Annotated in this window: 26 protein-coding genes; 9 read left to right on the top strand and 17 right to left on the bottom strand. The window is 72.0% G+C overall.

Going from position 1 to position 24,156, the window contains the following annotated elements; all coding sequences use genetic code 11:
* The first annotated feature begins 20 nt into the window (after positions 1-20).
* Complete coding sequence (locus tag B4N89_RS24990) at positions 21-527, top strand: Lrp/AsnC family transcriptional regulator (protein WP_078978055.1); 507 nt, start codon at positions 21-23, stop codon at positions 525-527.
* Between the two features lie 15 nt (positions 528-542).
* On the opposite strand, the gene B4N89_RS24995 is transcribed toward B4N89_RS24990, so the two are convergent.
* The 9 genes from B4N89_RS24995 to B4N89_RS25035 form a co-directional block, all read right to left on the bottom strand.
* Positions 543-1,727 (bottom strand): low temperature requirement protein A, encoded by a 1,185-nt coding sequence (locus tag B4N89_RS24995; protein ID WP_078979607.1) that lies wholly within the window; start codon positions 1,725-1,727, stop codon positions 543-545.
* A 252-nt stretch (positions 1,728-1,979) separates the two neighbouring features.
* Positions 1,980-3,233 carry a lactate 2-monooxygenase gene (locus B4N89_RS25000; protein WP_078978056.1) on the bottom strand — a complete coding sequence of 418 codons (1,254 nt, stop codon included), beginning with the start codon at positions 3,231-3,233 and terminating at the stop codon, positions 1,980-1,982.
* 224 nt (positions 3,234-3,457) lie between these two features.
* On the bottom strand, positions 3,458-4,141 hold the full coding sequence (locus B4N89_RS25005) for a GntR family transcriptional regulator (RefSeq protein WP_078978057.1): 684 nt from the start codon (positions 4,139-4,141) through the stop codon (positions 3,458-3,460).
* Positions 4,142-4,264: 123 nt separating this feature from the next.
* Positions 4,265-5,266: a proline racemase family protein gene (locus tag B4N89_RS25010; protein WP_078978058.1), complete on the bottom strand. Its 1,002-nt coding sequence runs from the start codon at positions 5,264-5,266 to the stop codon at positions 4,265-4,267.
* Positions 5,266-6,207 carry a dihydrodipicolinate synthase family protein gene (locus tag B4N89_RS25015; protein ID WP_078978059.1) on the bottom strand — a complete coding sequence of 314 codons (942 nt, stop codon included), beginning with the start codon at positions 6,205-6,207 and terminating at the stop codon, positions 5,266-5,268. Before B4N89_RS25015 ends, B4N89_RS25010 begins: the two co-directional genes overlap by 1 nt.
* Positions 6,204-7,544 (bottom strand): NAD(P)/FAD-dependent oxidoreductase, encoded by a 1,341-nt coding sequence (locus B4N89_RS25020; RefSeq protein ID WP_235618771.1) that lies wholly within the window; start codon positions 7,542-7,544, stop codon positions 6,204-6,206. The genes B4N89_RS25015 and B4N89_RS25020 overlap by 4 nt, the downstream gene beginning before the upstream one ends.
* Positions 7,541-7,828, bottom strand: coding sequence for a (2Fe-2S)-binding protein (locus B4N89_RS25025; RefSeq protein WP_078978060.1), 288 nt, complete (start codon positions 7,826-7,828; stop codon positions 7,541-7,543). Before B4N89_RS25025 ends, B4N89_RS25020 begins: the two co-directional genes overlap by 4 nt.
* The gene (locus B4N89_RS25030; RefSeq protein WP_078978061.1) at positions 7,825-8,973 is read right to left on the bottom strand and encodes an NAD(P)/FAD-dependent oxidoreductase; all 1,149 of its coding nucleotides are present in this window, start codon (positions 8,971-8,973) and stop codon (positions 7,825-7,827) included. Before B4N89_RS25030 ends, B4N89_RS25025 begins: the two co-directional genes overlap by 4 nt.
* 138 nt (positions 8,974-9,111) lie before the next feature.
* A complete protein-coding gene (locus B4N89_RS25035) occupies positions 9,112-10,170 on the bottom strand; it encodes a glycerophosphodiester phosphodiesterase (RefSeq protein WP_235618772.1) in 1,059 nt (352 codons plus the stop codon).
* A gap of 105 nt (positions 10,171-10,275) precedes the next feature.
* Here B4N89_RS25035 and B4N89_RS49940 point away from each other — a divergent pair, with 105 nt between their 5' ends.
* Entirely contained in the window at positions 10,276-10,446 is a 171-nt protein-coding gene (locus B4N89_RS49940; RefSeq protein WP_161500809.1) for a hypothetical protein, read from the top strand.
* A 184-nt stretch (positions 10,447-10,630) separates the two neighbouring features.
* Here B4N89_RS49940 and B4N89_RS25040 read toward each other — a convergent pair whose 3' ends face one another.
* On the bottom strand, positions 10,631-11,410 hold the full coding sequence (locus B4N89_RS25040) for an SDR family NAD(P)-dependent oxidoreductase (RefSeq protein ID WP_078978063.1): 780 nt from the start codon (positions 11,408-11,410) through the stop codon (positions 10,631-10,633).
* 91 nt (positions 11,411-11,501) lie between these two features.
* Between B4N89_RS25040 and B4N89_RS25045 the strand changes: the two genes are divergently transcribed.
* Positions 11,502-12,773: a TetR/AcrR family transcriptional regulator gene (locus B4N89_RS25045; protein WP_201260902.1), complete on the top strand. Its 1,272-nt coding sequence runs from the start codon at positions 11,502-11,504 to the stop codon at positions 12,771-12,773.
* A gap of 17 nt (positions 12,774-12,790) precedes the next feature.
* On the opposite strand, the gene B4N89_RS25050 is transcribed toward B4N89_RS25045, so the two are convergent.
* Positions 12,791-13,594, bottom strand: coding sequence for an IclR family transcriptional regulator (locus tag B4N89_RS25050; RefSeq protein WP_078978064.1), 804 nt, complete (start codon positions 13,592-13,594; stop codon positions 12,791-12,793).
* Positions 13,595-13,739: 145 nt separating this feature from the next.
* Between B4N89_RS25050 and aceB the strand changes: the two genes are divergently transcribed.
* From aceB to B4N89_RS25065, 3 genes are all read left to right on the top strand, one after another.
* On the top strand, positions 13,740-15,359 hold the full coding sequence (gene aceB / locus B4N89_RS25055) for a malate synthase A (protein WP_078978065.1): 1,620 nt from the start codon (positions 13,740-13,742) through the stop codon (positions 15,357-15,359).
* A gap of 141 nt (positions 15,360-15,500) precedes the next feature.
* The gene (locus B4N89_RS25060; protein WP_078978066.1) at positions 15,501-15,890 is read left to right on the top strand and encodes an allophanate hydrolase-related protein; all 390 of its coding nucleotides are present in this window, start codon (positions 15,501-15,503) and stop codon (positions 15,888-15,890) included.
* Positions 15,891-15,963: 73 nt separating this feature from the next.
* A complete protein-coding gene (locus tag B4N89_RS25065) occupies positions 15,964-16,317 on the top strand; it encodes an SseB family protein (protein ID WP_078978067.1) in 354 nt (117 codons plus the stop codon).
* Here the strand turns inward: B4N89_RS25065 and B4N89_RS25070 are convergent.
* From B4N89_RS25070 to B4N89_RS25095, 6 genes are all read right to left on the bottom strand, one after another.
* Entirely contained in the window at positions 16,300-17,745 is a 1,446-nt protein-coding gene (locus B4N89_RS25070) for an 8-oxoguanine deaminase (RefSeq protein ID WP_078978068.1), read from the bottom strand. The two genes, B4N89_RS25065 and B4N89_RS25070, sit on opposite strands and share 18 nt — an antisense overlap.
* 172 nt (positions 17,746-17,917) lie before the next feature.
* Positions 17,918-18,832, bottom strand: a complete 915-nt coding sequence (pucL, locus tag B4N89_RS25075; RefSeq protein ID WP_078978069.1) for a factor-independent urate hydroxylase — start codon at positions 18,830-18,832, stop codon at positions 17,918-17,920.
* A 4-nt stretch (positions 18,833-18,836) separates the two neighbouring features.
* On the bottom strand, positions 18,837-19,178 hold the full coding sequence (gene uraH / locus B4N89_RS25080; protein ID WP_078978070.1) for a hydroxyisourate hydrolase: 342 nt from the start codon (positions 19,176-19,178) through the stop codon (positions 18,837-18,839).
* Entirely contained in the window at positions 19,175-19,672 is a 498-nt protein-coding gene (gene uraD / locus B4N89_RS25085) for a 2-oxo-4-hydroxy-4-carboxy-5-ureidoimidazoline decarboxylase (RefSeq protein ID WP_078978071.1), read from the bottom strand. Before uraD ends, uraH begins: the two co-directional genes overlap by 4 nt.
* Before the next feature lie 159 nt (positions 19,673-19,831).
* Positions 19,832-20,194: a helix-turn-helix domain-containing protein gene (locus B4N89_RS25090; protein WP_078978072.1), complete on the bottom strand. Its 363-nt coding sequence runs from the start codon at positions 20,192-20,194 to the stop codon at positions 19,832-19,834.
* On the bottom strand, positions 20,191-20,448 hold the full coding sequence (locus B4N89_RS25095) for a thiamine-binding protein (protein WP_078978073.1): 258 nt from the start codon (positions 20,446-20,448) through the stop codon (positions 20,191-20,193). The genes B4N89_RS25090 and B4N89_RS25095 overlap by 4 nt, the downstream gene beginning before the upstream one ends.
* A 142-nt stretch (positions 20,449-20,590) precedes the next feature.
* On the opposite strand from B4N89_RS25095, the gene B4N89_RS25100 reads away from it, so the two are divergent.
* The 3 genes from B4N89_RS25100 to gcl are packed head-to-tail and all read left to right on the top strand — an operon-like array spanning position 20,591 to position 24,101.
* Positions 20,591-21,433, top strand: a complete 843-nt coding sequence (locus B4N89_RS25100) for a hydroxypyruvate isomerase family protein (protein WP_078978074.1) — start codon at positions 20,591-20,593, stop codon at positions 21,431-21,433.
* Positions 21,430-22,386 (top strand): 2-hydroxy-3-oxopropionate reductase, encoded by a 957-nt coding sequence (locus B4N89_RS25105; RefSeq protein WP_078978075.1) that lies wholly within the window; start codon positions 21,430-21,432, stop codon positions 22,384-22,386. The genes B4N89_RS25100 and B4N89_RS25105 overlap by 4 nt, the downstream gene beginning before the upstream one ends.
* Positions 22,386-24,101, top strand: a complete 1,716-nt coding sequence (gene gcl / locus B4N89_RS25110) for a glyoxylate carboligase (protein ID WP_078978076.1) — start codon at positions 22,386-22,388, stop codon at positions 24,099-24,101. The genes B4N89_RS25105 and gcl overlap by 1 nt, the downstream gene beginning before the upstream one ends.
* Positions 24,102-24,156 lie beyond the last annotated feature (55 nt).

The raw sequence follows: 24,156 nt of genomic DNA on the forward strand, positions 1-24,156 counted from the left end.
CACCGAATTATCATCGCCGGATGAGCCAATCCATCGCCCTTGATCCGACCGATCTCGGCATTCTCCGGGCCCTTCAGAACGATGCCCGGATCAGCAACAAGGCGCTCGCGGCCGAGGTCGGCATAGCGCCCTCGACCTGCCTGGACCGGGTGGCTCGGATGCGCGCCGCCGGGGTGGTGAAGGGTGCGACGGTGGAGGTGGACGCGGCCGCGCTCGGACGACCGCTGCAGGCGATGCTCGCGGTGCGGGTACGGCCCCATCACCGCGCGGTGCTCAACCCGTTCGTCGGGCATGTGCTGAAGTTGCCGGAGACCCGCGCGCTGTACCACCTCGCGGGTCCCGACGACTTCCTCGTGCACGTCGCGGTCGCCGACGCGACCGGGCTGCAACGGTTGGTGGTGGACGGATTCACGGCGCGCACCGAGGTGACCCAGGTGCACACGATGCTGATCTTCCAGCAGTGGTCCGGCGGTCCGCTCCTCCCGCCCGAACCTTCGGTTCCCGCACGGCGCCTGACGGCGGGTTAGCCGGACGCCGCGGACTCAGTCGGCCTCGGACACCCGCTCCCCGTGCGGGTCGACGTCGCCGGCGCCCTCGCCCTGGCGGGCGGACAACGCCACCCCCGCGGCGACGGTCAGCGCCGCCACCGCTCCGGCCGCCGGCACCGCCGCCTCGCCCAGGAACGTGCAGGCCAGGACCAGTACCGCGGCGGCCGGCAGCAGTACCTGCTGGGCGGCGCCGCGCTTGTGGTGGCGGGCGTGCAGCGCCCACGTGGCGACCAGGAACAGCCCCGCGGGGATCGTGACGCTCGCCGCGGCGGCGAGGTCGGAGATGTGCGCCTCGCCGACGGCCTGCTCGACGGCGACTTCCAGACCGGCCCCGATCGCGGCGGCGGAGCCGAAGATCACGTAGTGGCCGTATCCCCACAGGAACGCCTGCTGACCGGACTCGAGGTATTCGTGGATCGGCGCCGCGAAGTAGATCCAATAGGCCGCGAACACGATCAGGAGCCCGCCGGCGGCGATCGGCAACAACTCGTCCAGCGCGGCCTGGTCGTCGAGCGCGGTCTGGATCGCGACGGTCGCGGCGGACACGCTCTCGCCGAGCATGATGATGGTGAACAGGCCGTAGCGCTCGGCGATGTGATGCGGATGCCAGGTGGTGGGGTGTCGGCGTTCGGCGATGGCCGGCACCGCCATCTCGGCGATCGCCAGCGGTGGGAAGCCCCAGTTCCACGCGGCGTCGGGCAGGAGCAGCAGCACGACCCAGCCGATCTGGACCAGCACCAGGCCGGCCGCGTAGCGCAGCGCGGTGCGGCGGGCCGCCGGGTCGGTCTCGTCGTGGGCCGCGCGCAGCCACTGGAAGGTCAGCGCGAGGCGCATGATCAGGTAGCCGACGATGGCGACGGTGTAGTCGCTGTTCTCGAACGCGCGCGGGACGCCGGCGGCCAGGACCAGGACACCGGTGATCTGGACGAGTGTGGCGACGCGGTACAGCGGGTCGTCGCAGTCGTATGCGGAGGCGAACCAGGTGAAGTTGACCCACGCCCACCAGATCGCGAAGAACACGAGCAGGTATCCCGCGATCCCGTGCCCGGGGTGGCCCTCCGCGAGCGAGTGCACCAGGCGGCTGCCGGCTTGTGCGACGGCTACCACGAAGGTCAGGTCGAAGAACAACTCCAACGGCGTGGACGCGCGGTGCGGCTCCGTGGAACTGCGCGAGGTCATGCGGCGCAGGATTGCGGCGGGGCGCGCGGGGTTGGTCACGGGGTGGGTCCTCTCGATCCGGGCGTGATCATGCGCGGAGGGTATCCGAGAGGGGCGGGCAAAACGGGGTAATCGGGGGGCGACAGTGTCGCCGGCGAGGTGACCCGGGTTCGACCGGGCCGGCCCTGCGGTTGTCCTCGAACGCCGGACGGGCTGAGGGGTTGGTCGGCTTGTGCGACGAAGTGTCGCCGGATGGGTGGGGGCGGTTGGGGGTCAGGTCAGGATTTTGGGGTTCAGGTCGTTGAGGTGGGTGTGGCCGGATAGGGCCATGGATAGGTCGAACTCGGCCAGTAGGCAGCGGAGTACGTGGGTGATGCCGGGTTCGCCGCCCAGGGCCAGGCCGTAGATGTAGGGGCGGCCCAGGAGTACCGCGCGGGCGCCCAGGGCCAGGGCCTTGAGGATGTCGGTGCCGGTGCGTACGCCGCTGTCGAAGAGGACCGTCAAGTCGTCGCCCACTGCTGTCGCGATCTCCGGGAGAGCGTCCAATGCCCCGATGGCGCCGTCCAGTTGGCGGCCGCCGTGGTTGCCGACCACGATGCCGTTCAGCCCTGTGTCGCGCGCCTTTCGGGCATCGTCGGGGTGGAGGACGCCCTTGAGGACGATCGGGCCGATCCAGTTGTCGCGGAGGAAGGCCAGGTCGGACCAGGTTTTGGTCGGGTCGGAGAACATTCCGGCCCAGTGCACGATCGCGGCCGTCGGGTCCTCGGCGATCGGGCGGCTCAACCCGGCCAGGAAGGCCGGGTCGCTCAGGTAGTTGGCCAGGCCGATGTGCCGCAGGAAGGGCAGGTACGCCCGGTCCAGGTCGGTCGGCCGCCATCCCAGGTACCAGGTGTCCAGGGTGACCACGAGCACGGTGTAACCGGCCGCCCGCGCCCGGGCGAGCAGGCTGATCGTCACGTCGTCGTCACGCGGCCAATAGAGCTGGAACCACCGCGGGCCCGAGCCGGACGCGGCGGCGACCTCCTCCAGGGAGTACGACGACGCGGTGCTCAACACCATCGGCAGCCCGAGCCCGGCCGCCGCCCGCGCGGTCGCCAACTCGCCCTCGGGATGCACGATCGACTGCACGCCGACCGGCCCGAGCAGCACCGGCGCGGGCGACTCCGTGCCCAATACCGAGCAGGACAGATCCCGGGTGCCCACGTCCCGCAACATGCGCGGGACGATCCGGCGCCGCTCGAACGCCTCCCGGTTGGCCCGCATCGTCGCGCCGCCGCCCGCGCCGCCCAGAACGTAGCCGCGCGGCCCCGGATCGAGCCGTTCGCGCGCGGCCTCCTCCAGCGCGCTCGCGCCCGTCGGGTACGCGGGCGGCTCTCCGGTCAGCAGCCCGTCGAGATAGATCGAGTCCTGAAACGCGGCGAAGGGCCCGGCGGCCTGCGCCTCACCGGCCCGCGCCTCATCCGATTGCGCGCCGTCCGACTGCGCGCCGTCCGACTGCGGATCGTCGGGCACCGGGCCATCGACCATGACTGACACCTTTCGCCGCACGGGATCCCGCGAAACGACCCCGGACCGACCGGGCGACCGGCGGGACGAAGTGTCCCGTCCGCAGAACCCTGCCGCAGCAATCTTCCCGATGCGGCAGGACGACAAGCACTCTCCTCCGATGGAATGCCACAGCGCGCCCTCGACCATGCGTGTCCCGACGGGTCGATCCGCCGACCGGCGCCGGGGCCGCCCCGGGCACGTGCCTAGCCCTCCCGCTCCGGCCCCGCCCACAGGTTGCGGACGTGGCCGATGTGCCGGGCCATCACCTGCTCGGCCGCGGCCGGGTCGCCGCTGTCGAGCGCGTCGAGCAGTTCGAGGTGTTCGGCGGCGGACGCGGCGAGTCGGCCACCGCGCGCGAGCCGGGACAGCCCGTACAGGCGCGAGCGTTTGCGCAGATCGCCGACCACCCGGACCAGGTGTTCGTTGCCCGCCAGCGCGAGCAGCGACAGATGGAAGCGGCGGTCCGCCTCCACGTACCTGATCAGGTCGCCCGCCTCCGCCGCCGCGACGATCTCCTCGGCGACCGGGCGCAGCGCGGCGGTCTGGGCCGGGGTGACCACGCCCGCGAGGCGGGCCACCACCGGAACCTCGATCAGCGCACGCACCTCGGTGAACTCGTCCAACTCGCGGTCGGACAGCTCGGTGACGCGAAACCCCTTGTTGCGGACGGCTTCGACCAGTCCCTCGTTGGCGAGGTCGAGCATCGCCTCGCGCACGGGCGTCGGCGATACGCCGAACTGAGCGGCCAACGCGGGCGCGGAATAGACCACACCCGGCCGCATCTCACCCGCGATCAACGCCGCGCGCAACTCTCGTGCCACCCGATCCCGCAGGATCGGTCGATCGTCGAAGGACGGCAGCGCAAGCGCTCCGTGTCCCGTGTCCATGGTGCCTCCTCCCGCCATGTTACTGACGGTCAGTCACCGCTGGGGCGGGATCGCGACTGCGCGTGTGGCAGATCACCGAGGGTGAGCGAGGAACCGGCCGGAACCGATCGGCCACCCGCCCCCTCAGAGCCGAAACCCCGCCGGGAACGGGTCCTCCGGGTCGAGCAGATACTGCGCGGTCGCGGTGATCCACGCCCGCCCGGTGATCTCCGGCACCACCGCCGGCCGCCCGGCGACCTCCGTCTCGGCCACGATCCGACCGCGGAAGCGGGTCCCGATGAACGACTCGTTGACGAACGTCTGCCCCGCCGTCAACTCGCCCCGTGCCGCCAACTGCGCGATCCGCGCGCTGGTTCCGGTGCCGCACGGCGAACGGTCGAACCAACCGGGGTGGATCGCCATCGCGTTGCGCGACAGCGCCGCGTCCGAGCCCGGGGCGAGGAACTGCACGTGGTGGCAGCCCGCGAACTCCGGCTGCTCCGGGTGCACCGGCCTGGCCTGCTCGTTGATCGCCGCCATGATCGCGAGACCGGTCTCCAGGATGCGGGGGCCCTCGGCCCGGTCGAACGGCAGGCCGACCTTCTCGATCGGCAGGATCGCGTAGAAGTTGCCGCCGTACGCCATGTCGTAGGTGACCGCGCCGAGCCCCGGCACGTCCACGGTCGCGTCCAACTCGTGGGCGTACGCGGGGACATTGCGCAAGGTCACCGAGCGGGCCGCGCCGTCGCGGACCTCGACGTGGGCGACCACGAGCCCAGCCGGGGTGTCCAGGCGGACCGTGGTCACCGGCTCGACCACCTCGACCATGCCGGTCTCGACCAGGACGGTGGCCACCCCGATGGTGCCGTGCCCACACATCGGCAGACAGCCCGATACCTCGATGAACAACACGCCGTAGTCGGCGTCCGGCCGGGTCGGCGGTTGCAGGATCGCCCCGCTCATCGCCCCGTGCCCCCGCGGCTCGTACATCAACAGCGTGCGGATGTGGTCCAGTTCGGCCATGAAGTGGCCGCGCCGCTCGGCCATCGTTGCACCGGGGATCACCCCGATGCCGCCGGTGATCACCCGGGTGGGCATGCCCTCCGTGTGCGAGTCGACCGCGTGGTAGACGTGTCGGGAACGCATCAGTTCAATCCCTCCGCGAGCGCCTTCTCGGTGGATTCCCGGACGAAGGCTTCCTGTTCGGGCGTCAGCGGCAGCCTCGGCGCGCGGCACGGGCCGCCGCGCAGGCCCGCCAGATCCATCGACAACTTGATCGACTGCACGAACTCGGTGCGCGCGTCCAGCCGCAGCAGCGGGTGCAACAGGCGGTACAGCGGCAACGCCGCACGCGGGTCGCCGTGCACGGCCGCGCGGTACAACTCCACGCTCGCCCGCGGAAAGACGTTGGCGTAGCCCGCGATCCAGCCCACCGCGCCGGCCAGCCCGAACTCCAGGGCGACATCGTCGCTGCCGATCAACACGTCGAGTCCCGGCGCCAGTTCGGCCACCTCGTAGGCCCGGCGCACGTCGCCGGTGAACTCCTTGACGCCGACCACGAGACCTTCCTCGTACAGGTCCGCGAGCAGCCGGGGGGTCAGGTCGACCTTCGTGTCGAACGGGTTGTTGTAGGCCACGATCGGCAGCCCGGCCCGGGCCACCGTGCGGTAGTGGTCCATCACCGCACGGGCGTCCGCGCGATAGGAGTTCGGCGGAAGCAGCATCACCGCACGGGCGCCTGCCTCGGCCGCCTGCTCGGTCCAGCGCAGCGACTCGGCCGCGCCGTACGCCGCCACGCCCGGGAGCACCCGGTCGCCGCCCACCGCGTCGACCGCGACCCGCACCACGCGGGCGCGCTCCTCCGGGGTGAGCGATTGGTACTCGCCCAGCGATCCGTTCGGACACACCCCGTCGCAGCCCGAGTCCACGAGCCACCGGACGTGTTCGGCGTACGCGTCGAAGTCCACCGACAGGTCCTCGCGCAGCGGCAGGGCGGTGGCCACCACGACGCCGTGCCACGGCTTGCGGTCGGCGCCGTCCCGCGGGGCGGAGGTCTCCGGGGCGGGAAGGTGCGGGCTTGTGCTCATGAGGCTCCTTGGGCGAGATCTCCGAGACGGATGGGGACAGCGATCGCACGGGTGGGTGCGGGCGCGGCGATCGGCCGGCCCAACACGTCGGAGAGCACGCACGCGGTGGCCTCGGCGCACATGCGGCCCTGACACCAGCCCATGCCCGCGCGGGTGAGCAGCTTGATCGAGCGTACGTCGTCCGCGCCGTGCCGCGCCGCGTCCGCGATCCGGCCGCGCGGCACCTCCTCGCAGCGGCAGATCGGGGTGTCCTCGTCGGACCAGGACGACCAGCCCGACCGGATCGGGTAGAGCGCGCGCAGCCCGGCGGCGAAGCGGGTGAGCCGGGCCCGCCGGCGCAGCAGCGCCTTCGGCGGCGTTCGGCCCGCGACGGCATACGCGGCCAACTCGCCCTCTACCTGCGAGAGTTGCGCGCCGCCGATGCCGGTGCTCTCGCCGGCGGCGTACAGCCCGGGCAAATCGGTGGCCTGGCGCGTGTCGACCGCGACGAAGCCGTCGGGGGTGCTCGCGCAGCCGAGTTGGCCGGCGAGTTCGAGCTGCGGGGTGAAGCCGTAGCCGACCGCGAGGGTGTCGCAGGCCAGTTCGCGCTCCGTCCCGGGCCGCACCCGCCAGTCGGCGTCGAGCCGGGCCACGGTGACCGAGCCCAGTGCGCCCCCGTCGCCGTGCGCGGCGATCACCGCCCGGCCGGTGCGGTACGGGATGCGCCGCCGCGCCAACGCGGCGGCATATCCCGCGGCCTCGACCACCCGCGCGGGGCTGTGCGGCGCGAGTGCGGCGGCCCGCGGCGTGGGGCGCGACGCCTCGACGACCGCGAGCACCCGCACACCCGCGTCGGCGAGCCCGACGGCGACCGGCAGCAGGAACGGACCGGTACCGGCCACCACCGCCCGCCGCCCGGGCGCGACGCCGTTGCCCTTGAGCAGGGCCTGCGCGCCGCCGGCGGTGAACACGCCGGGCAGATCCCAGCCGGGGAAGGGCAGTTGCCGGTCGTAGGCACCGGTGGCCAGGAGCAGCCGGCGGCCGCGCACGGTCACCGCGACGCCGTCGCGCTCGCCCGCCACGGCGTGCGCGGTGAAGTGGTCGTCGCCGCGTTCGACCGCCCAGACCCGGTGTTCGGCCAGGTGCTCGACGGTGTGCAGGCGCGCGAGCGGCGCCCAGGCGGGCGGTCGGCCCGCGCGGTGCCGGTGATACTGGCCGCCCGCCCGGGCGTTCGTGTCCAGGACGGCGACCCGCAGGCCGAAGCCGGCCGCGGTGACGGCGGCGGCGAGACCGGCCGGCCCGGCGCCGACGACGACGAGGTCGTGGAGGACGTCGCGGCCGCCCATCTCGTGGCTCATGACGTGGTCACCTCGTCGTCGGGGCGGGCGGTCACCAGGCAGGCGCGCAGCGACGGCGTGCCGTCCACCGTGACCAGGCAGTCGAAGCACACCCCGATGCCGCAGAACAGGCCGCGCGGCCTGCCCGCGAACCGGGTGGTGCGCCAGGACCGGATTCCGGCGGCGAGCATCGCGGCGCCGACCGTCTGGCCGGGCTCGACCGGGATGCGGCGGCCGTCCACGGTCAGGTGGAAGCCGGCGTCGCCGGTTCGGTCGAGGGGGGCGGGGCCGGTTTCGTCGGTCACGCGGCTACCTCCGCGAAGCGGGTCGGGGCGAACGGGGCGAGGTCGAGGTCGGGGCGCTCCCCGGTGAGCGTGCGGGCGATCAGCAGGCCGGTGGCGGGTGCCAGACCCACGCCGGCGCCCTCGTGGCCACACGCGTGCAGCAGGCCGGGCGCGCGCGGATCCGGGCCCACGACCGGCAGGTGGTCCGGACAGTACGGCCGAAAGCCCCGATAGGCGCGCAGCACCGAGGCATCGGCCAGGACCGGGAACAACTCGATCGCCTGGGCGGCCAGTCGGCGCAACACCGGCACCGGGAACGAGGGGTCGAAGCCCACCCGCTCCCGACTGGCGCCGATCAGGACCGTCCCGGACGGGGTCCCCTCCACCACCGCCGACGAGGCCAGGTCCGCCTCCCCGCTCGCCACGTCCCCGGCATAGGCCGCCGCGTACACCTTGTGCCGCACGATCGGCGGCAGCGGTTCGGTGACCAGCACGAAGCCCCGGCGCGGCAGGATCGGCAGGGTGATCCCGGCGAGCGCGGCCACCTCGCCGGACCAGGTGCCGGCCGCGTTGACCACCGCCCCGGCGGACAGATCGCCCCGCGAGGTCCGCACGCCCACCACCCGCCCGTCGGGCCCGCGCAGGAAGCCGGTGACGCCGACCCCGGTGTGCAGCCGGATGCCGTCGGCGCGCAACATCGAGGCGGCGGCCAGGGCCGGTTGTACCTGGGCGTCCTGCGGATAGTGGGTGCCGGCCACGACGGCGCGGGACAGGTGCGGCTCGTAGTCGGGCAGGCGCGCGGCGTCGACCGCGTGCGCGGTGACCTCGCAGGCGCGCTGGGCCGCCGCGGTCGCCGCCATCGCGGCGGCCTCGGCCTCGGTCCGGGCGACGATCAGGCCGCCCTTGGGCTCGTATTCGAAGTCGTCGCGGCGTTCCGCGAGTTCGGCCCACAGGCGGAGCGAGAGCAGGGCCAGCGCGAGTTCCGGGCCGGGCTCCTTGTCCGAGACGAGGAGGTTTCCCTCACCCGCGCCGGTGGTCCCGCCCGCGACCGGGCCCCGGTCGAGCACGGTGACCGACAGGCCCGCGCGGGCGGCGAAGTGGGCGCACGCGGCACCCACCACGCCCGCGCCGATGACGACGACATCACTGGGACGGAGTTGGCTCACGTCAGTAAAATGTCACATTGCCCTTACAAGGTAAAGGGTTTGTCGACGCGGTTCCGTGGACAGCACGGCCCGCGACCCGTCCGGAAGCGGGTTCCGGGTCGGTCGCGGGCCGTTCACGGGCCGTTGCGTCGGCTCGGCTCAGCTGCGGGCGCCCTTCCCCGGGGCGTGCTGCCGGTTCCACGCGACCAGGTCGGCGCTGCGGTTGGTGATGATCCCGTCCACCCCCGCCTCGTTCAGCTTCGACCATTCGTTCGGGTCGTCGGGGGTCCACGCGAACACCGCGACGCCGGCCGCGTGCAGTCGGCGGACCAGGTCGGGATGTTTGGCGACCAGATAGTAGGAGGGGTTGTACGAGGTCAGCCGCAACTCCCGGGCCACCGCCACCGGATCGCCCTCGTCCTCGTCGCCCAGCAGCCCGAGCGGCAGTTCGGGGGCGAGATCGCGGGTGATCCGCAACGACTCCCGATCGAAACTCTGTACGAACACCCGGTTCGACATGCCGCTTTGACGAACCTCCTCGACGATGCGGGCGATCTCCTCGCGGGTCTGCGGATTCTTGATCTCCAAAAGCAGCCGCCCGCCCCGGGAGCGCAGATCGGCGAGTTGCCCGCGCAGGGTCATCACCTTCGTGCCGGAGAACTCCGGCCGAAACCACTTCCCGGCATCCAGGGCGGCCAGCTGGGCCGAGGTCAGATCGCGAATGCGCCCGTGTCCGTCGGTGGTTCGATCCACCGTCTCGTCGTGCATGATGTGCGGCACGCCGTCCCGGCTCGGCTGCACGTCGTTCTCGATCCAGTCCGCACCCGAGCGACGGGCCGCCTCGTCGGAGGGCAGCGTGTTCTCCGGGGCCAGCGTGGGCGCGCCGCGGTGCGCGAACACGGTCATCCCGGCGCCGGGGGAGCGCACGTACCGGCGACCGTCGATCACCGAGGAGCCGTTCGGTTCGGCGGTGTTCGAGGGCGGGCGCATCGCGGCCGGCTGGGACGGTTCGGTGGTCGCCGACACGCCGCCGGCGGACGCCGTCCTGCCGCCCCTGTGCATCCAGGCGGGCTCGGCGCACCGGACGGTGCCGAAGGCGATGCCGACTATGGCGAGCGCGACGCCGATCCGCCGCATGGGGTATCCCCGGCGGCGGTGCCGGCGCTCGGGTGGATCGAGGAGCATCCAGGCATCGTAGAAGGTGATTCGAGCTGTCATTCGACTCCCCCGATGACCGCCTGTGATGCTCGACGTGCGTACCGTCACGAACGGTGTGAGAGTGGTCGATGACCGCCCAATGGCTCTCTTCAGGAGGAAACGGTCATGGCCAAGCAGAAGCAGAAACCGCATCTGAAGAACAAGAACCCGTTGCTCGCCGACACCGAGCGCACGGAGTCCGCCCCGGCGCAGCCGAGCGAGGCGATCGACACGCTCGAAGCCCCCAAGGCCGCCCGGCGCGGCAAGAGCGACCGACCCAAGGGCCGTCGTCGCTGACCGACCGGCCGCTCCGGGGCGACGATCCCGGGGCGTCGCCCCGAGAACTTCGTGGATACCCGGGGGAGGGGCGTGACGGACACACCGCCCCGCCCGGACGCACCCGAGGACCCCGCCGACCACCCGTCGGCGGGGTCTTCGGCGTCCTGCCCGAAGCGCGGGCGACGCGGCCCCGGGCAGGTGACTAACCGCGCGTGGGCCCGTACACCCGACCGGTTCGCGTGGACACGTTGCCGAACAGGGCGCGCGGGGTGAGCCGGGCCAGGGCGACCACCGCCTTGTAGCGCAGATCCGGCACGCTGACCGACTTGCCCACGGCCAGGTCGCGGATCGCCGCGGCGACCACCCGATCGGCGTCCAGCCACATCCAGTTGGGGATGTTGGACGTGCCCATCCCGGCCCGCAGATGGAACTCGGTCCGCACGAAGCCCGGGCACAGCGCCATCAACCGCACGCCGCTGCCCGCGAGTTCCCTGGCCGTGCCCTCGGTGAAATTGACCACCCACGCCTTGCTCGCACCGTACGTGCCGCGCGGCAGGAAGGCCGCGACGGAGGCCACGTTCACCACCCAGCCGCGCCCGCGCTCACGCATCGCCGCACACGCGGCGGCGGTCAGCCGCAGCACCGCCTCGCAGTGCACCTTGAGCATGCGCAACTCCTCCGCGGTGGAGACGGCGAGGAAGCCGCCCCTGCTGCCGAACCCGGCGTTGTTGACCAGTACGTCCACCGGCGCCTCGCGGTCGGCCAGGCGGGCCTCGACGGCGGCGATCCCCTCGTCGAGCGACAGGTCGGCGGCCAGCACCTGCACCGACACGCCGTGCTCCTCCCGCAGTTCGCGGGCGCATTCGGTCAACCGTTCCCGGTCGCGCGCGACCAGGACGAGGTCGTGCCCCTCGTGGGCGAGCCGCCGGGCGAACGCGGCACCGAGCCCTGAACTGGCACCGGTGATCAGTGAGGTCGTCATACCGACGCAGCCTAGGTGTACTTCCCCGTGGGATCGGTCATCGCGGACCGGCTGCCCGGGCCATTCCATCGGGACGGGGCCGGTTGGGCGCGTGGCCGCCGCGGGCGGCGGCCGGCTGGAACAATGGCGCGCGGGGGCGGATCCCGGAGGGAAGTACGCGATGGCGGCTGCGGTGCGCAAGGTCGGCGGACTCGTGCCGCCCGCCCGGGGGACCCGACCGCGCAATCGACGCGAACTGATCCTGGCCGCGGCGGCCGACCTGTTCTACCGCCGGGGCTACGCCGACGTGGCGATGAGCGACATCGCCGAGGCGGTGGGCATGGGCCCCTCCGCCCTGTACCGGCACTTCCGCAGCAAACAGCGCCTGCTCCTGCAGGTCGTGCTCGACGGGATCGCGCCGGTGCGCGACGCGCTGGCCCGCAGCGCCGTGGACGACCCGGACACCGTGCTGCGCGCGGTGGTCGCGGCCACGCTCGACCACCGCGAGGTGGGCGTGTTGTGGCAGCGCGAGGGCCGGTTGTTGCCGCCGGAGGAACGCGCCGAGGTACACCGCGAGGTGCGCGCGGTCACCGCCGTGGTCACCGCGCTGATTCGCAAGGCCCGCCCGCAACTGTCCGCCGGGCAGGGCGAGGTGCTGGCCCGCAGCGGCCTCGGGGTGCTGCTCAGTCCGTCCTTCCACCGGGTCGACCTGCCGCGTCCGGAGTACGTCCGGCTCCTGGTGGACCTGTGTCGGGCGGCGGTCACCGCGCATCCGGCGGCGCTGGGGCCGATCGCCGAGGCCCCGGCGCCGGCCGGGATCGCGCTGCGCTCGCGGCGCGAGGCGCTGCTCGGCGCGGCGGTGCGGATGTTCGCCGAGCAGGGCTACGCCGGAGTGGCCATCGAGGACATCGGCGCCGCCGCCGGGATCGCCGGCCCCAGTGTGTACAACCACTTCGAGAGCAAGGCCGACCTGCTGTGCGCCGCGGTGACCCGGGGCCTGGAGTGGCTGGCGATGGACATGACGCGCGCGCTCGCGGGCGCCGACGACGCCGAGACGGCGCTGCGCGTACTGCTGGGGTCGTATGTGCGCTTCTCCGTCGACCGCAGCGACCTGGTGCAGTTGTTGGTCGCGGAGGTTTCGCACCTGCCGACCCAGGCGCGGCATCGGGCCCGGCAGGCGAGGGCGGACTACCTCATGGAGTGGACCCGACTGCTGTGCGCGGTCCGGCCGGAGTACGGCGCCGCCGAGGCGCGGATCCGGGTGCACGCGGCGTTGAGCGCGATCAACGACGTGGCCCGGATGCGGCATCTGCGCGACACCGACGGCGTGGCGCCGACCCTGGCGGTGGTGGCCGGCGCCGTGCTCGGCCTGACGCCGGCCTGACTTCTCGGCGGCTGGGCTCAGTCGGCGGCCGGGGGCTCCGGGAGCGGGTCGGTGCCGCCGAGGCGTCGGCCCAGGCGCACGGCGATCTCCTGCATGCGGCCGGTCATCCAGCCCTCCTCCATCGCCCGGATGCGCGCCTCGGGGCCGGAGATGGACAGCGCGGTCGCGGTCGGCGCGCCCGGCACCACCACCGCCACGCAGCGCACGCCGAGTTCCTGCTCCTGGTCGTCGATCGCGTAGCCCCGGGCCCGGATCGTCGGGAACTGGGCCAGCAGTTCGGCGGGATCGGTGACCGTGTGCTCGGTGTGCGAGGCCAGCGGGCGACCGCCGAGCACCCGTGCCGCGTCGGCCTCGGGCAATTGGGCCAGCAGCGCCTTGCCCACCGCGGTGCAGTGCGGTTGCACCCGGCGGCCGACCTCGGTGAACATCCGCATCGAGTGCCGGCTGGGCACCTGGCCGACGTAGACCACCTCGCCCGCCTCCAGGACCGCGAGGTTGGCGGTCTCGCCGGTGGTCTCCATCAGCTCGGCCAGGTACGGACGGGCCCAGCTGCCGAGCAGGCGGCCCGCCGTCTCGCCCAGCCGGATCAGCCGCGGACCCAGGGTGTAGCGGCGCGACGCGTCCTGGCGCAGATAACCCAGCGACACGAGGGTGCGTACCAGGCGGTGGATCGTGGGCATGGGCAGTCCCGAACGCGCGGCGAGTTCGCTGAGCGTCAGCACCCCGCCGGCGTCGGCGAGCAGTTCGAGGAGGTCGAACGCGCGTTCCAGGGACTGGACGCCGCCGCCCGTGCCGTTGCTGCCTGCGTTGACCGCGACCACCGACGATCCTCCACACCACTCGGTTCGACACCACTCGGTTCGACGAGATTCGCCGACACTGATTTCAACATGTTGTTGAACTTCCGTTTCCCGGAAACTAATGTCCACTCTACAAAAGAACGTCGACGGCGAAGGAGAGCCACCCATGAGTGCACCGACCATCGTGGTCAAGCACGGCGGCGCGACCGGCGGCTTCGTGCCGCGGGCGGACGAAGTGCTCGACCCCGAGGCGCTGCGCTTCGTGGCAGCGCTGCAGCGCCGGTTCGGCGGTCGCCGCCTCGAACTGCTCGAGCGGCGACGGGCCCGGCGCGCGGAGATCGCCCGCACCGGGCGGCTCGACTTCCTCCCGGAGACCGCCGACGTGCGCGCCGCCGACTGGCGGGTCGCCGAGGCGCCACCCGCGCTGCGCGACCGCCGGGTCGAGATCACCGGACCGGCCGACCGCAAGATGACGATCAACGCGCTCAACTCCGGGGCCCGGATCTGGCTCGCCGACTTCGAGGACGCCTCCGCGCCCACCTGGCACAACGTGGTGGCGCACCAACTCAACCTGATCGACGCCTACGACCGGCGGATCGACTTCGCCACCGCCGAGGGCAAGAGCTACCGGCTGCGCCCGGACGACGAACTGGCCACCGTGGTGATGCGCCCGCGCGGATGGCACCTGGACGAGCGACACATCCTGGTCGACGGCGCGCCCGCGTCCGGCGCGCTGGTCGACTTCGGGCTGTACTTCTTCCACAACGCGGCCCGGCTGCTCGACCGGGGTCTGGGACCGTACTTCTACCTGCCCAAGATCGAGAGCCACCTCGAAGCCCGGTTGTGGAACGACGTGTTCCTGCACGCGCAGGACCTGCTCGACATCCCGCGCGGCACGATCCGGGCCACCGTGCTGATCGAGACGGTCACCGCCGCGTTCGAGATGGACGAGATCCTGTACGAACTGCGCGAGCACGCCTCGGGGTTGAACGCCGGCCGGTGGGACTACCTGTTCAGCATCGTGAAGAACTTCCGGGACGCGGGCGACGCGTTCGTGCTGCCCGACCGCAACGCGGTGACCATGACCGCGCCGTTCATGCGCGCGTACACCGAACTCCTGGTGCGCACCTGCCACCGGCGCGGCGCGCACGCCATCGGCGGGATGGCGGCGGTGATCCCCTCCCGTCGGGACGCGGCGGCCAACGCCGCGGCGTTGGCGAAGGTGCGCGACGACAAGGATCGTGAGGCCGGAGACGGCTTCGACGGGTCGTGGGTGGCCCACCCCGACCTGGTCCCGGTGTGCCGCGAGGCGTTCGACGCGGTGCTCGGCGATCGGCCGAACCAGCTCGAACGCACCCGCGACGAGGTCGAGGTGACGGCGGATCAACTGCTCGACGTGGCCTCCGCCCAGGGCTCGCCGACCGGTGCCGGGCTGCACGGCGCGGTCGGTGTGGGCCTGCGCTACCTGGAGGCGTGGCTGCGCGGCTACGGCGCGGTCGCCGTGTTCGGCCTGATGGAGGACGTCGCCACCGCGGAGATCTCCCGCTCCCAGGTGTGGCAGTGGATCAACAACGGCGTGGTGCTCTCGGACACCGGCGAGAAGGTGACCGCGGACCTGGTCCGGCGCCTGGTCGTCGAGGAACTGGGCGCGCTGCGCGAGGACTTGGGCGACCGGACCTTCGACGCGGGCCGCTGGACGGACGCGCGCGAGCTGTTCCTGCGGGTCGCCCTCGCCGAGGAGTTCGTCGACTTCCTCACCCTGCCGGGATGCGAACTCCTCGACTGAGTCGAGCCGTTCGTCCATCCCCCGGAAACGCGGAACGGCCGGGTCCATCCCGGCGGTCGTGGGGCGCGTCCGATCGGACGGGCCCGGCCGTTTCGCCCCCTCTCCCCGCACCCCAGCCGATTTCCGAACAGGAGACAGCCGATGGCACGCATGTTCCTCAACGGTCAGGCGATGGAGGGTGGACCGTTCCACCACCACCTGGAGGGCGCGCCGCTGGTCGCCCGGACCCGCACCGCTCCCGGATACCGCTTCTTCTCGATCGGCGACCGCTGTCCGGGACTGCTGCCCGACCCGACGAGCGAGGCGCGGATCGCGGGTGAGGTGTACGAGGTTCCCGACGCGGTGTTGCGGGACAACCTGCTGCCGACCGAACCGCCGGAGTTGGAGTTCGGGATCATCGAGCTGGAGGACGGCTCGGCCTGCTTCTCGATGATCCTGCGCCGCGGCGAGTCGCAGTCCGGCCGGCACAAGGAGATCACCGAGTTCGGCGGATGGCGGGCCTACCTGCGCACACTCGGGCGCGAGGCGTAGGGTCCGACCGGCGGTCCGGGCGCGGGCGCGACGCGTGGGCGAAACGCCTCGGCGGCGCCCATATGATCACGGTATGACTGCCGAGAACGCCGCCCTGGCCGCCGTCCTGGAGGACACCGACGGGGACATCGACCCCGCCGACCTGCTCGCCGCGATCGTGGCCGGCGGGGTGGTGGTGGCGATCGACGACACCGAGTCGGTGGTCTTCATCCATGGGCAGGACGGGAAGCCGTGGTTGCCCGCCTTCGTCGACGCGGCCACCTGCGCCCGGGACGTCCCGCACGCCCGGCCCCACGTGTGCGACGCGGCCCGCCTGGTGGACATCGCCGGGCGGACCGGGGTGCGGACCATGACGGTGGCCTCCGCGACGCAGTGCGCGACGGTACCGCTGGCGCTGGTGGCCAAGGCGTCAGTGGCCCGGGACTGACCTTCCGCCCGCCGAGGGGCGCTGCTTCGCGCGCAGTCGGGCCGCCGCCCGGCCCACGTTGCGGGCTATCTCCTCCTCGTCCACCCGGGACAGCCGGCCCTGCTCGACCACCTCGCGGCCGTTCACGAGCAGCAGGGTCAGCGGGGCGGCGGCGCCCAGAACCAGCGCGGCCACCGGGTCGGCGATGCCCGAGTGCAGCACGTCGTCCACCCGCCACATGGCCAGGTCGGCGAGCTTGCCCGCTTCCAGGGAGCCGATCTCGTGCTCGCGGCCGAGTACCTTCGCGCCGCCCGCGGTCCCCAGGCGCAACGCCTGACGGGCCGTCAACGCGCCCGGGCCGCCGCGCAGTCGGGCGATCAGCAGCGCGTTGCGCAGTTCGGTACCCAGTTCCCCCGACTCGTTGGAGGCGGCGCCGTCCACTCCGAGGCCCACCGGGACGCCGGCGGCCAGCATGTCCGGTATCCGGGCGACGCCCGCCGCGAGCCGGGCGTTGGAGGAGGGGCAGTGCGCCACACCGGTGCCGGTGGCGGCGAACTTGGCGATGTCCGAGTCGTCCATGTGGACGCAGTGCGCCATCCACACGTCCTCGCCCAACCAGCCCAGGCTCTCCAGGTAGTCGGTCGGCCCCATGCCGAATCGTTCCCGGCAGAACGCCTCCTCCTGCACCGTCTCGGCGCCGTGGGTGTGCAGCCGCACCCCCTTGGCGCGGGCCAACTCGGCTGCTCCACGCAGAAGTTCGGGGGTCACCGAGAACGGCGAGCAGGGGGCGGCGGTGACCCGGACCATCGCGTCGAAGGACGGGTCGTGCCAGCGGTCGATCGCCTCGGCGGTCGCGGCGAGCGCCGCGTCGGTGTCCTCGACGCACGCGTCCGGCGGCAGTCCCCCCTGCGAAGTGCCCAGGTCCATCGACCCCCGGGCGGGTTGAAACCGCATGCCCAACTCGGCCAGCGCGCGGATCTCCGCGCCCAGGATGTCGCCGCCGCCCTTGGGGAAGACGTAGGCGTGGTCGGTGGAGGTGGTGCAGCCCGAACGCAGCAGCGCGGCGGCCGAACCCTGCGCCGCGGCGTAGCACATCTCGTCGTCGATCCCCGCCCAGACGGGGTAGAGCGTGACGAGCCAGTCGAAGAGGTTGCACTCCTGTGCGAGGCCGCGCGTGATCCATTGGTAGAAGTGGTGGTGGGTGTTGACCAGGCCCGGGGTGACCAGGTGCCCGGTCCCGTCTATTCGGCGCACGACCCGTTCCGTGCCCGCGGGGGCGGGCCCGGCGCCGACCGCCTCGATGCGATTGCCGGCGACCACGACGTGGCCGCGGTCGTACTCGGTGTCCCGGGCGTCGACGGTGGCGATCGCGCAGTTCTCGATCACGATGCGCCCGGGCGCGGTGGTGTCGATGGCGCCGGCGGAGCGGGTGGAACTGTCGACAGACATGGGGCGGTTCCTTCGCGGCAGCGGTCCGGACGGCGACGTACCGCCGTCTGGTGCTGCGCGAGGGCCCCGGAGGCGGGACGGCGGACGAAGAATCCTCCGGGGAAGTGACGCGCCGCTCGTGCCGTGCGCGCTCGACCGGTCGGGAGTTCGATCGGTCGGCGGGTCGGCGGGTTCAGTCCACCGGGATCAGTGGAGTGACACCCTCGCGGTGCACCGTGCCCTCGATCAGACCGTAGGGCCGATCGGCGGCGTAGTACACCTCCTTGTCGTTGTTGATGCCCAACTGCTCCATGTCGACGAGGAAGTGGTGCTTGTTCGGCAGCGACAGGCGGACCTCGTCCACCTCGTGCCGGTGGGTCAACACCCGGTCGGCCATCGCGTACAGGCTCTGCTGGAGCGAGTGGGAGTAGGTCTCGGCGAACGCTTCCAGCAGGTGCCGGCGCGCCTGCGTGTACGAGCGTTCCCAGTCCGGTTCGCTCGCGCCGGCGCAGGCGTCGAAGGAGAACCGCCAGCGGGCGCTGACCCGGGTGGCCAGGATGCGGTCGTACGCCTCTTGCAGGGTGGTGTAACGATCCTTGAGGTAGCCCCGGAATTCGGAGGCGGTCGTGTTCATCACGACCAGGTCCTGCAGCCCGGAGATCACCCGCGCCCGTCCGTGTTCCCAGACGATCTCGGTGGTGCGGGTCTCGCTCCCGTCGCGCACGAACGAGTGGCGGATCTCGTCCGCGCCGACGAAGCGATCGCGCCCCGGGGCCGAGGTGATCCGGTTCCACGGGTATTCCTCGATCCGGATCCGGGCCCGGGTGATCGACGGCTGCGATTCGACGAAGTGCCGGGCCAGGCGTATCCCGTAGGCCTCGGCGGAGTCGATGCCGTGTTCGCGGGCGAAGGCGAACACGGTGTTCTTCATGGTGTCCGTCGGCAGCACCTTGTCGTTGCCGCCGGTGAGGTGGGTGTCGGACAGGTCGCCCGAGAGCGCGACTCCGACGTTGAGGTCCTTGACCTCGTGCCGTTCGGTGTCGCGGCGGACCCGGACGACGCGGGTCTCCGCCTTTCCGTACTGGTTCTGGCCGAGCACCATCGGCATGTTGTCAGCTCCCTCGATAGACGGAGTATCCGTACGGGTTGAGCAAGAGCGGTACGTGGTAGGGCGTTTCGGGGTCGGCGGTGAAGACGACCCGCACCTCGGGGAAGAACGGCGTCTCGCCGCGGGCGCGGCGGTAGGCGCCGACGTCGAAGACCAGGCGTACGTCGACGGGGCCGGCGGCCGGGTCGACGCCGAGCGCCGGCAGGTCCGGGCAGCGGCCGTCGGCGTTCGTCGCGGACGTGCCGAGCACGATCCAGGTGCCGTCGGCGGCGCGTCGGGACAACTCGACGGGGACGCCGGGGGCCGGGCGCCCCTCGCTGGTGTCGAGGATGTGGGTGGAGATCACGCGGAGATCAGCCCTTCCAGGCGCAGGCGGTTGATCTTCCGCAACTCCTCGCGGGTGACCTCCCACTCGGATGCCGGGTCGTTGTCGAGTCGGTGGCGCAGTTCGGCCAGGATCTCCGCGCCGCCGCGTCCGCTCGCGCAGGTCAGGAAGACCCGACCGAACCGGTCCCGGTACGCGCTGTTCCCGGCCCGCAGGTCGGCCGACAGTGTGTCGTCCGCCTGCCGTACGCCCGCCTGTTCGCGGGCGGACCGCGGATCGTCGTGCCGGGGGCGCCCGATCACGGCGTGTCCGTCGATCGCCTCCCGCAGATCGTCGGTGGTGAGCCCGGCGGTCGCCGCGTCGGAGCCGGCGAACAGCGCTTCCGGATCCGCGTAGGGGCGCCCGGCCAGCACCGCCGCGATCCAGGCCCGACTGGCGCATACCTCGCCGAGCAGTCGGATCCCCTCGTCGGTGGACGCGTCGTCGAGCCGTTTCAGGCCCGGGGTCGATGGCATGTCGAGACCTCCTCGCTTCGCGGGTACTCCCGTCCAGAGGTGAGCACCACGCCCGAGCGACTACCCGGCGTCGGCACTGGCCGGAACGCTAGGCGCTGCCAATCCCGATCGTCAACAGTTTGTTGAAGTGGATCACCGGGGAGGTCGTGAGGTCTCGGGTCAGGGGCGCGCGTCGCGGTTCAGGTAGTTGTAGACGGTGAAGCGGCTCACTCCCAGGGCCGCGGCCACCGTCTCGACGCCGTGGCGGATGGTGAACGCGCCGCGTTGTTCGAGGGTGCGGACCACGCGCTGCTTGTCCTTGCGGTCGAGGTCGGCCAGCGGGCCGTACTGGCGTTCGGCGTCGCCGAGGAGGCGGTCCAGGGCGCTGCCGAGGCCGGGCAGGCGTACGGCGACGGCGGGGCGGCCCTCCCAGTCGAGCACGACGTCCTCGGGGCCGGCGTCGCCGACCGGGACGAACTCGGCGCCGATCGCGGTCACCAGGGGCTTGATCGCGGCGGACAGGGGGTGTTCGGCGGTGCTCACGTCCGGCCTCCCGATGTCTGCGGCACGGTCGTCACCTGGACCGAGACGCGGGACGCGCCGACCCCGAACGCGCCTCGGCACACCCGGTCCAACGCGGCGAGCACCACCTCGGCCTCGCCCTCGGCGGTCGTGCCGAACGGGCCGACCTCCACGTCGAGACCCGCTTCGTCGAGGACGCGTCGGGCCTCCAGGGCATGGGCCGGCACGCCGTCCAGATCGAACGGCTCGGTCGAGAACTCCATCCGCAATCGCACGCCCGAACCCTAGCCGGCCGATCCCGGGCAGGCCAGACTGCCGCGCACCCACCCTTGACAAAGTGTTGAATCCGCATGGCATGCTTCCGGTGAGCAGAATATTACTTCCGCATGATGGAATCGACGTGGAAGAGGTGATCCCGTGAGCGCTCGCGAACCGCGCTTCGACATCAATCTCTCGATCCTCTTCACCGAACTCCCGCTCCTCGAAAGGCCCGCAGCCGCCGCCGAGGCCGGCTTCACCGAGATCGAGCTGTGGTGGCCCTTCGCCGGGCCGACTCCCGCCGACGCCGAGCTGGACGCGCTGGCCCGGGCCGTCCGCGACGCCGGCGTCGCCCTGGTCGGGCTGAACTTCGACGCCGGGGACATGCCCGCCGGGGATCGCGGCCTGCTGTCCCGGCCCGCCGAGGCGGCACGATTTCGGGCCAACATCGACGTGGCGACCGGCTTCGCCGGGAGTCTGGGGTGCCGTGCGCTGAACGCGCTGTACGGCAACCGGGAGGACGGCGTGGATCCGCGGGCCCAGGACGAACTCGCCCTGGAGAACCTGGTGTCGGCGGCCGCGGCCGCCGAGCGGGTCGGGGCGACCGTGCTGATCGAGGCACTGAACACCCCGGAGAACCCGCGCTACCCGCTCGTCACCGCGGCCGACGCGCTCGCCGTGGTGGACAAGGTGAACGCCGAGACCGGCCTGGGCAACACGGCCTTCCTGGCCGACTTCTACCACCTCGCCCGCAACGGCGAGGAGCCGGCGGAAGTGATCGACGCGCACGCCGACCGCTTCGGCCACGTGCAGATCGCCGACACCCCCGGACGGGGGCAACCCGGCACCGGCGAGCTGGACTTCGACGACCTGTTCCGCCGACTCGTCGCCGCCGGGTACACCGGGCGCGTCGGCCTCGAATACAAGCCGGTCGGCGCCACCGCGGACAGCTTCGGCTGGCTCACGCGCGAGGTGCGCGGCAGCGGAGGAGGGGCCGGATGACCGGCGCGGGGGACACCAAGCGGATCGGGTTCATCGGTCTGGGCATCATGGGCGGCCCGATGGCGGCCCATCTGGTCCGGGCCGGCCACCGGGTCACCGGATACGACCTGGAGCGGGCCGCGATCGACCGGCTGGTCGCGGCCGGCGGCGAGGGCGCGGCGGACATCGCCGACGCGGTGCGCCACGCGGACGTGGTGATCACCATGGTCCCGGCCGACCCGCAGGTCGAGCGGGTGATGTTCGGCGCGGGCGGCGTGCTGGAGACGGTCGCGCCCGGCACCCTCGTGATCGACATGAGCTCGATCAAGCCCGGCACCTCGATCGCGGTGGCCGAGGCCGGCGCCGAGCGCGAACTGCGCGTGTTGGACGCGCCGGTCAGCGGCGGCGAGGCGGGGGCGATCGAGGCGGTGCTCTCGATCATGGTCGGCGGCACCGAACAGGACTTCGCCGCCGCACTGCCGCTGTTCGAGGTGCTCGGCCGGACGATCGTGCACGTCGGTCCGCACGGCGCGGGTCAGACGGTCAAGGCCGCGAACCAACTGATCGTCGCGGGCAACATCCAACTCGTCGCCGAGGCACTGCTGTTCCTGGAGCGCGCGGGAGTGGACACCGAGGCCGGGCTGAAGGTGCTCGCCGGCGGGCTGGCCGGCAGTGCGGTCCTGGACCGCAAGGGGCGGGTGATGCGCGACCGCGACTTCACGCCGGGCTTCCGGATCGACCTGCACCACAAGGACATGGGCATCGTCACCGAGTCGGCCCGCGAGTTCGACCTCGTGCTGCCGCTCGCCGGACTCACCGCGCAACTCGTCGCGTCGCTGCGCGCCCAAGGCGGCGGCGGCCTGGACCACTGCGGTCTGCTGCTCGGCCTGGAACGGCTCAACGGCCATGCCCGCCAGGGCGGTTCGGCGGCCGTGGGCACCGAGGACAGCGTTTCGAAGCAGGGAGACAACTGATGGCACCCCGTCGTGTTCCGGTCATGAACGTCGTGGTGGAGGTGCTGAAGTCGGAGGGCGTGGGCACCGTGTTCGGCTGCCCCGGCGCGGCCATCCTGCCGCTCTACGCGGCCCTGGAGGCGGTCGGCGGGGTCGAGCACCTGATCGTCCGGCACGAAGAGGGCGCGACCCACATGGCCGACGGCTGGGCCCGGACCAACGGCGGTGTCGGCGTCGCGATCGGCACGTCCGGTCCGGCCGGCACCAATATGATCACCGGCCTGTACACCGCGCTCGCCGACTCCATCCCGATCGTGTGCGTCACCGGTCAGGCGGTCTCCGACAAGCTGCATCAGGAGGCCTTCCAGGCGGTCGACATCGTGGCGATCGCCAAACCGGTGACCAAGTGGTCGGTGCAGGTCAAGGAGGCCGCGCAGGCTCCGTGGATCTTCCGAGAGGCGTTTCGGCTGGCCCGCTCGGGCCGCCCGGGTCCGGTGCTGATCGACCTGCCGCTCGACGTGCAGCGGCAGGAGATCTGGTGGGACCCGGAGGTGGACGCGCCACTGCCGGTGAACGAGGTGCACCCGCACCCGCCGCGGGTGGAGGCCGCGTTGGACCTGCTGCTTGCCGCCGAACGCCCGCTGCTGCTCTCCGGCGGCGGGGTGATCATCGGCGAGGCGCACGAAGAACTGGTCGAACTCGCCGAACTGCTCCAGGTCCCGGTGCAGGTCACCCTGATGGGCAAGGGGTCGATCGACGAGAACCACGCGCTCTACAGCGGGATGACCGGCGTGCAGACCTCGCAGCGCTACGGCAACGCCTCGTTCCTGGAGTCGGACCTGGTGCTCGCGCTCGGCGCCCGCTTCGGCGACCGGCACACGGGCACGCTCGATGTGTACCGGGGCGAGCGGACGTTCATTCACGTCGACATCGAACCCACCCAGATCGGGAAGGTGTTCGAGCCGGACCTGGGCATCGTCTCGGACACCCGGCTGTTCCTTCAGGCGATCCTGGCCGCCGCCAAGGAGCGCGGCATCCGCCGCGAGGCGGGCACCTGGGTCGCGCGGATCCAGGAGCTGCGCGCGTCGTTGACCCGGCGCGAGGACTTCGACACCGTGCCGATCAAGGCGCCGCGCGTGTATAAGGAGATCAACGAGATCTTCGACGCGAACACCTACTTCGTCACCGCGATCGGGCTCTACCAGATCTGGGGCGGCCAGCACCAGAAGGCGTACAAGCCGCGCCACTACCAGGTCTGCGGCCAGGCCGGGCCGCTCGGCTGGGAGATCCCGGCGGCGATCGGGGTCAAGAAGGCGCTCGAGCACAGCGACCCGGACGCCGAAGTGGTCGGGATCGTCGGCGACTACGGCTTCCAATACCTGGTCGAGGAACTGGCCGTGGCGGCGCAGTACAACGTGCCGTTCGTGATCATCATGATCAACAACGAGTATCTGGGCCTGATCCGGCAGGCGTCGATCCCCTATGAGATGAACTACCAGGTCGACATCCACTACGACGAGGTCGGCACCGACAACGTCAAGTTGATGGAGGCCTACGGCTGTTCGGGCAAGCGGGTGATCGAGCCGGGCGACATCCGCCCGACCATCGAGTGGGCCCGCAAGGAGGCGCAGCGCACCTCGCGGCCGGTCCTGGTGGAGATCATGATCGAGCGTGAGGCGAACACGCCGCACGGGCCGGCGATCGACGCGGTCAGGGAGTTCGAGCCGGTGCCGTAGCGGGCCCTGGCTCCCCTCGATTCCGCCCGGTGACGTCGATCCCGTTCCAGGTGTC

This window comes from Embleya scabrispora (assembly GCF_002024165.1).
In the GTDB taxonomy this organism is placed as follows: domain Bacteria; phylum Actinomycetota; class Actinomycetes; order Streptomycetales; family Streptomycetaceae; genus Embleya; species Embleya scabrispora_A.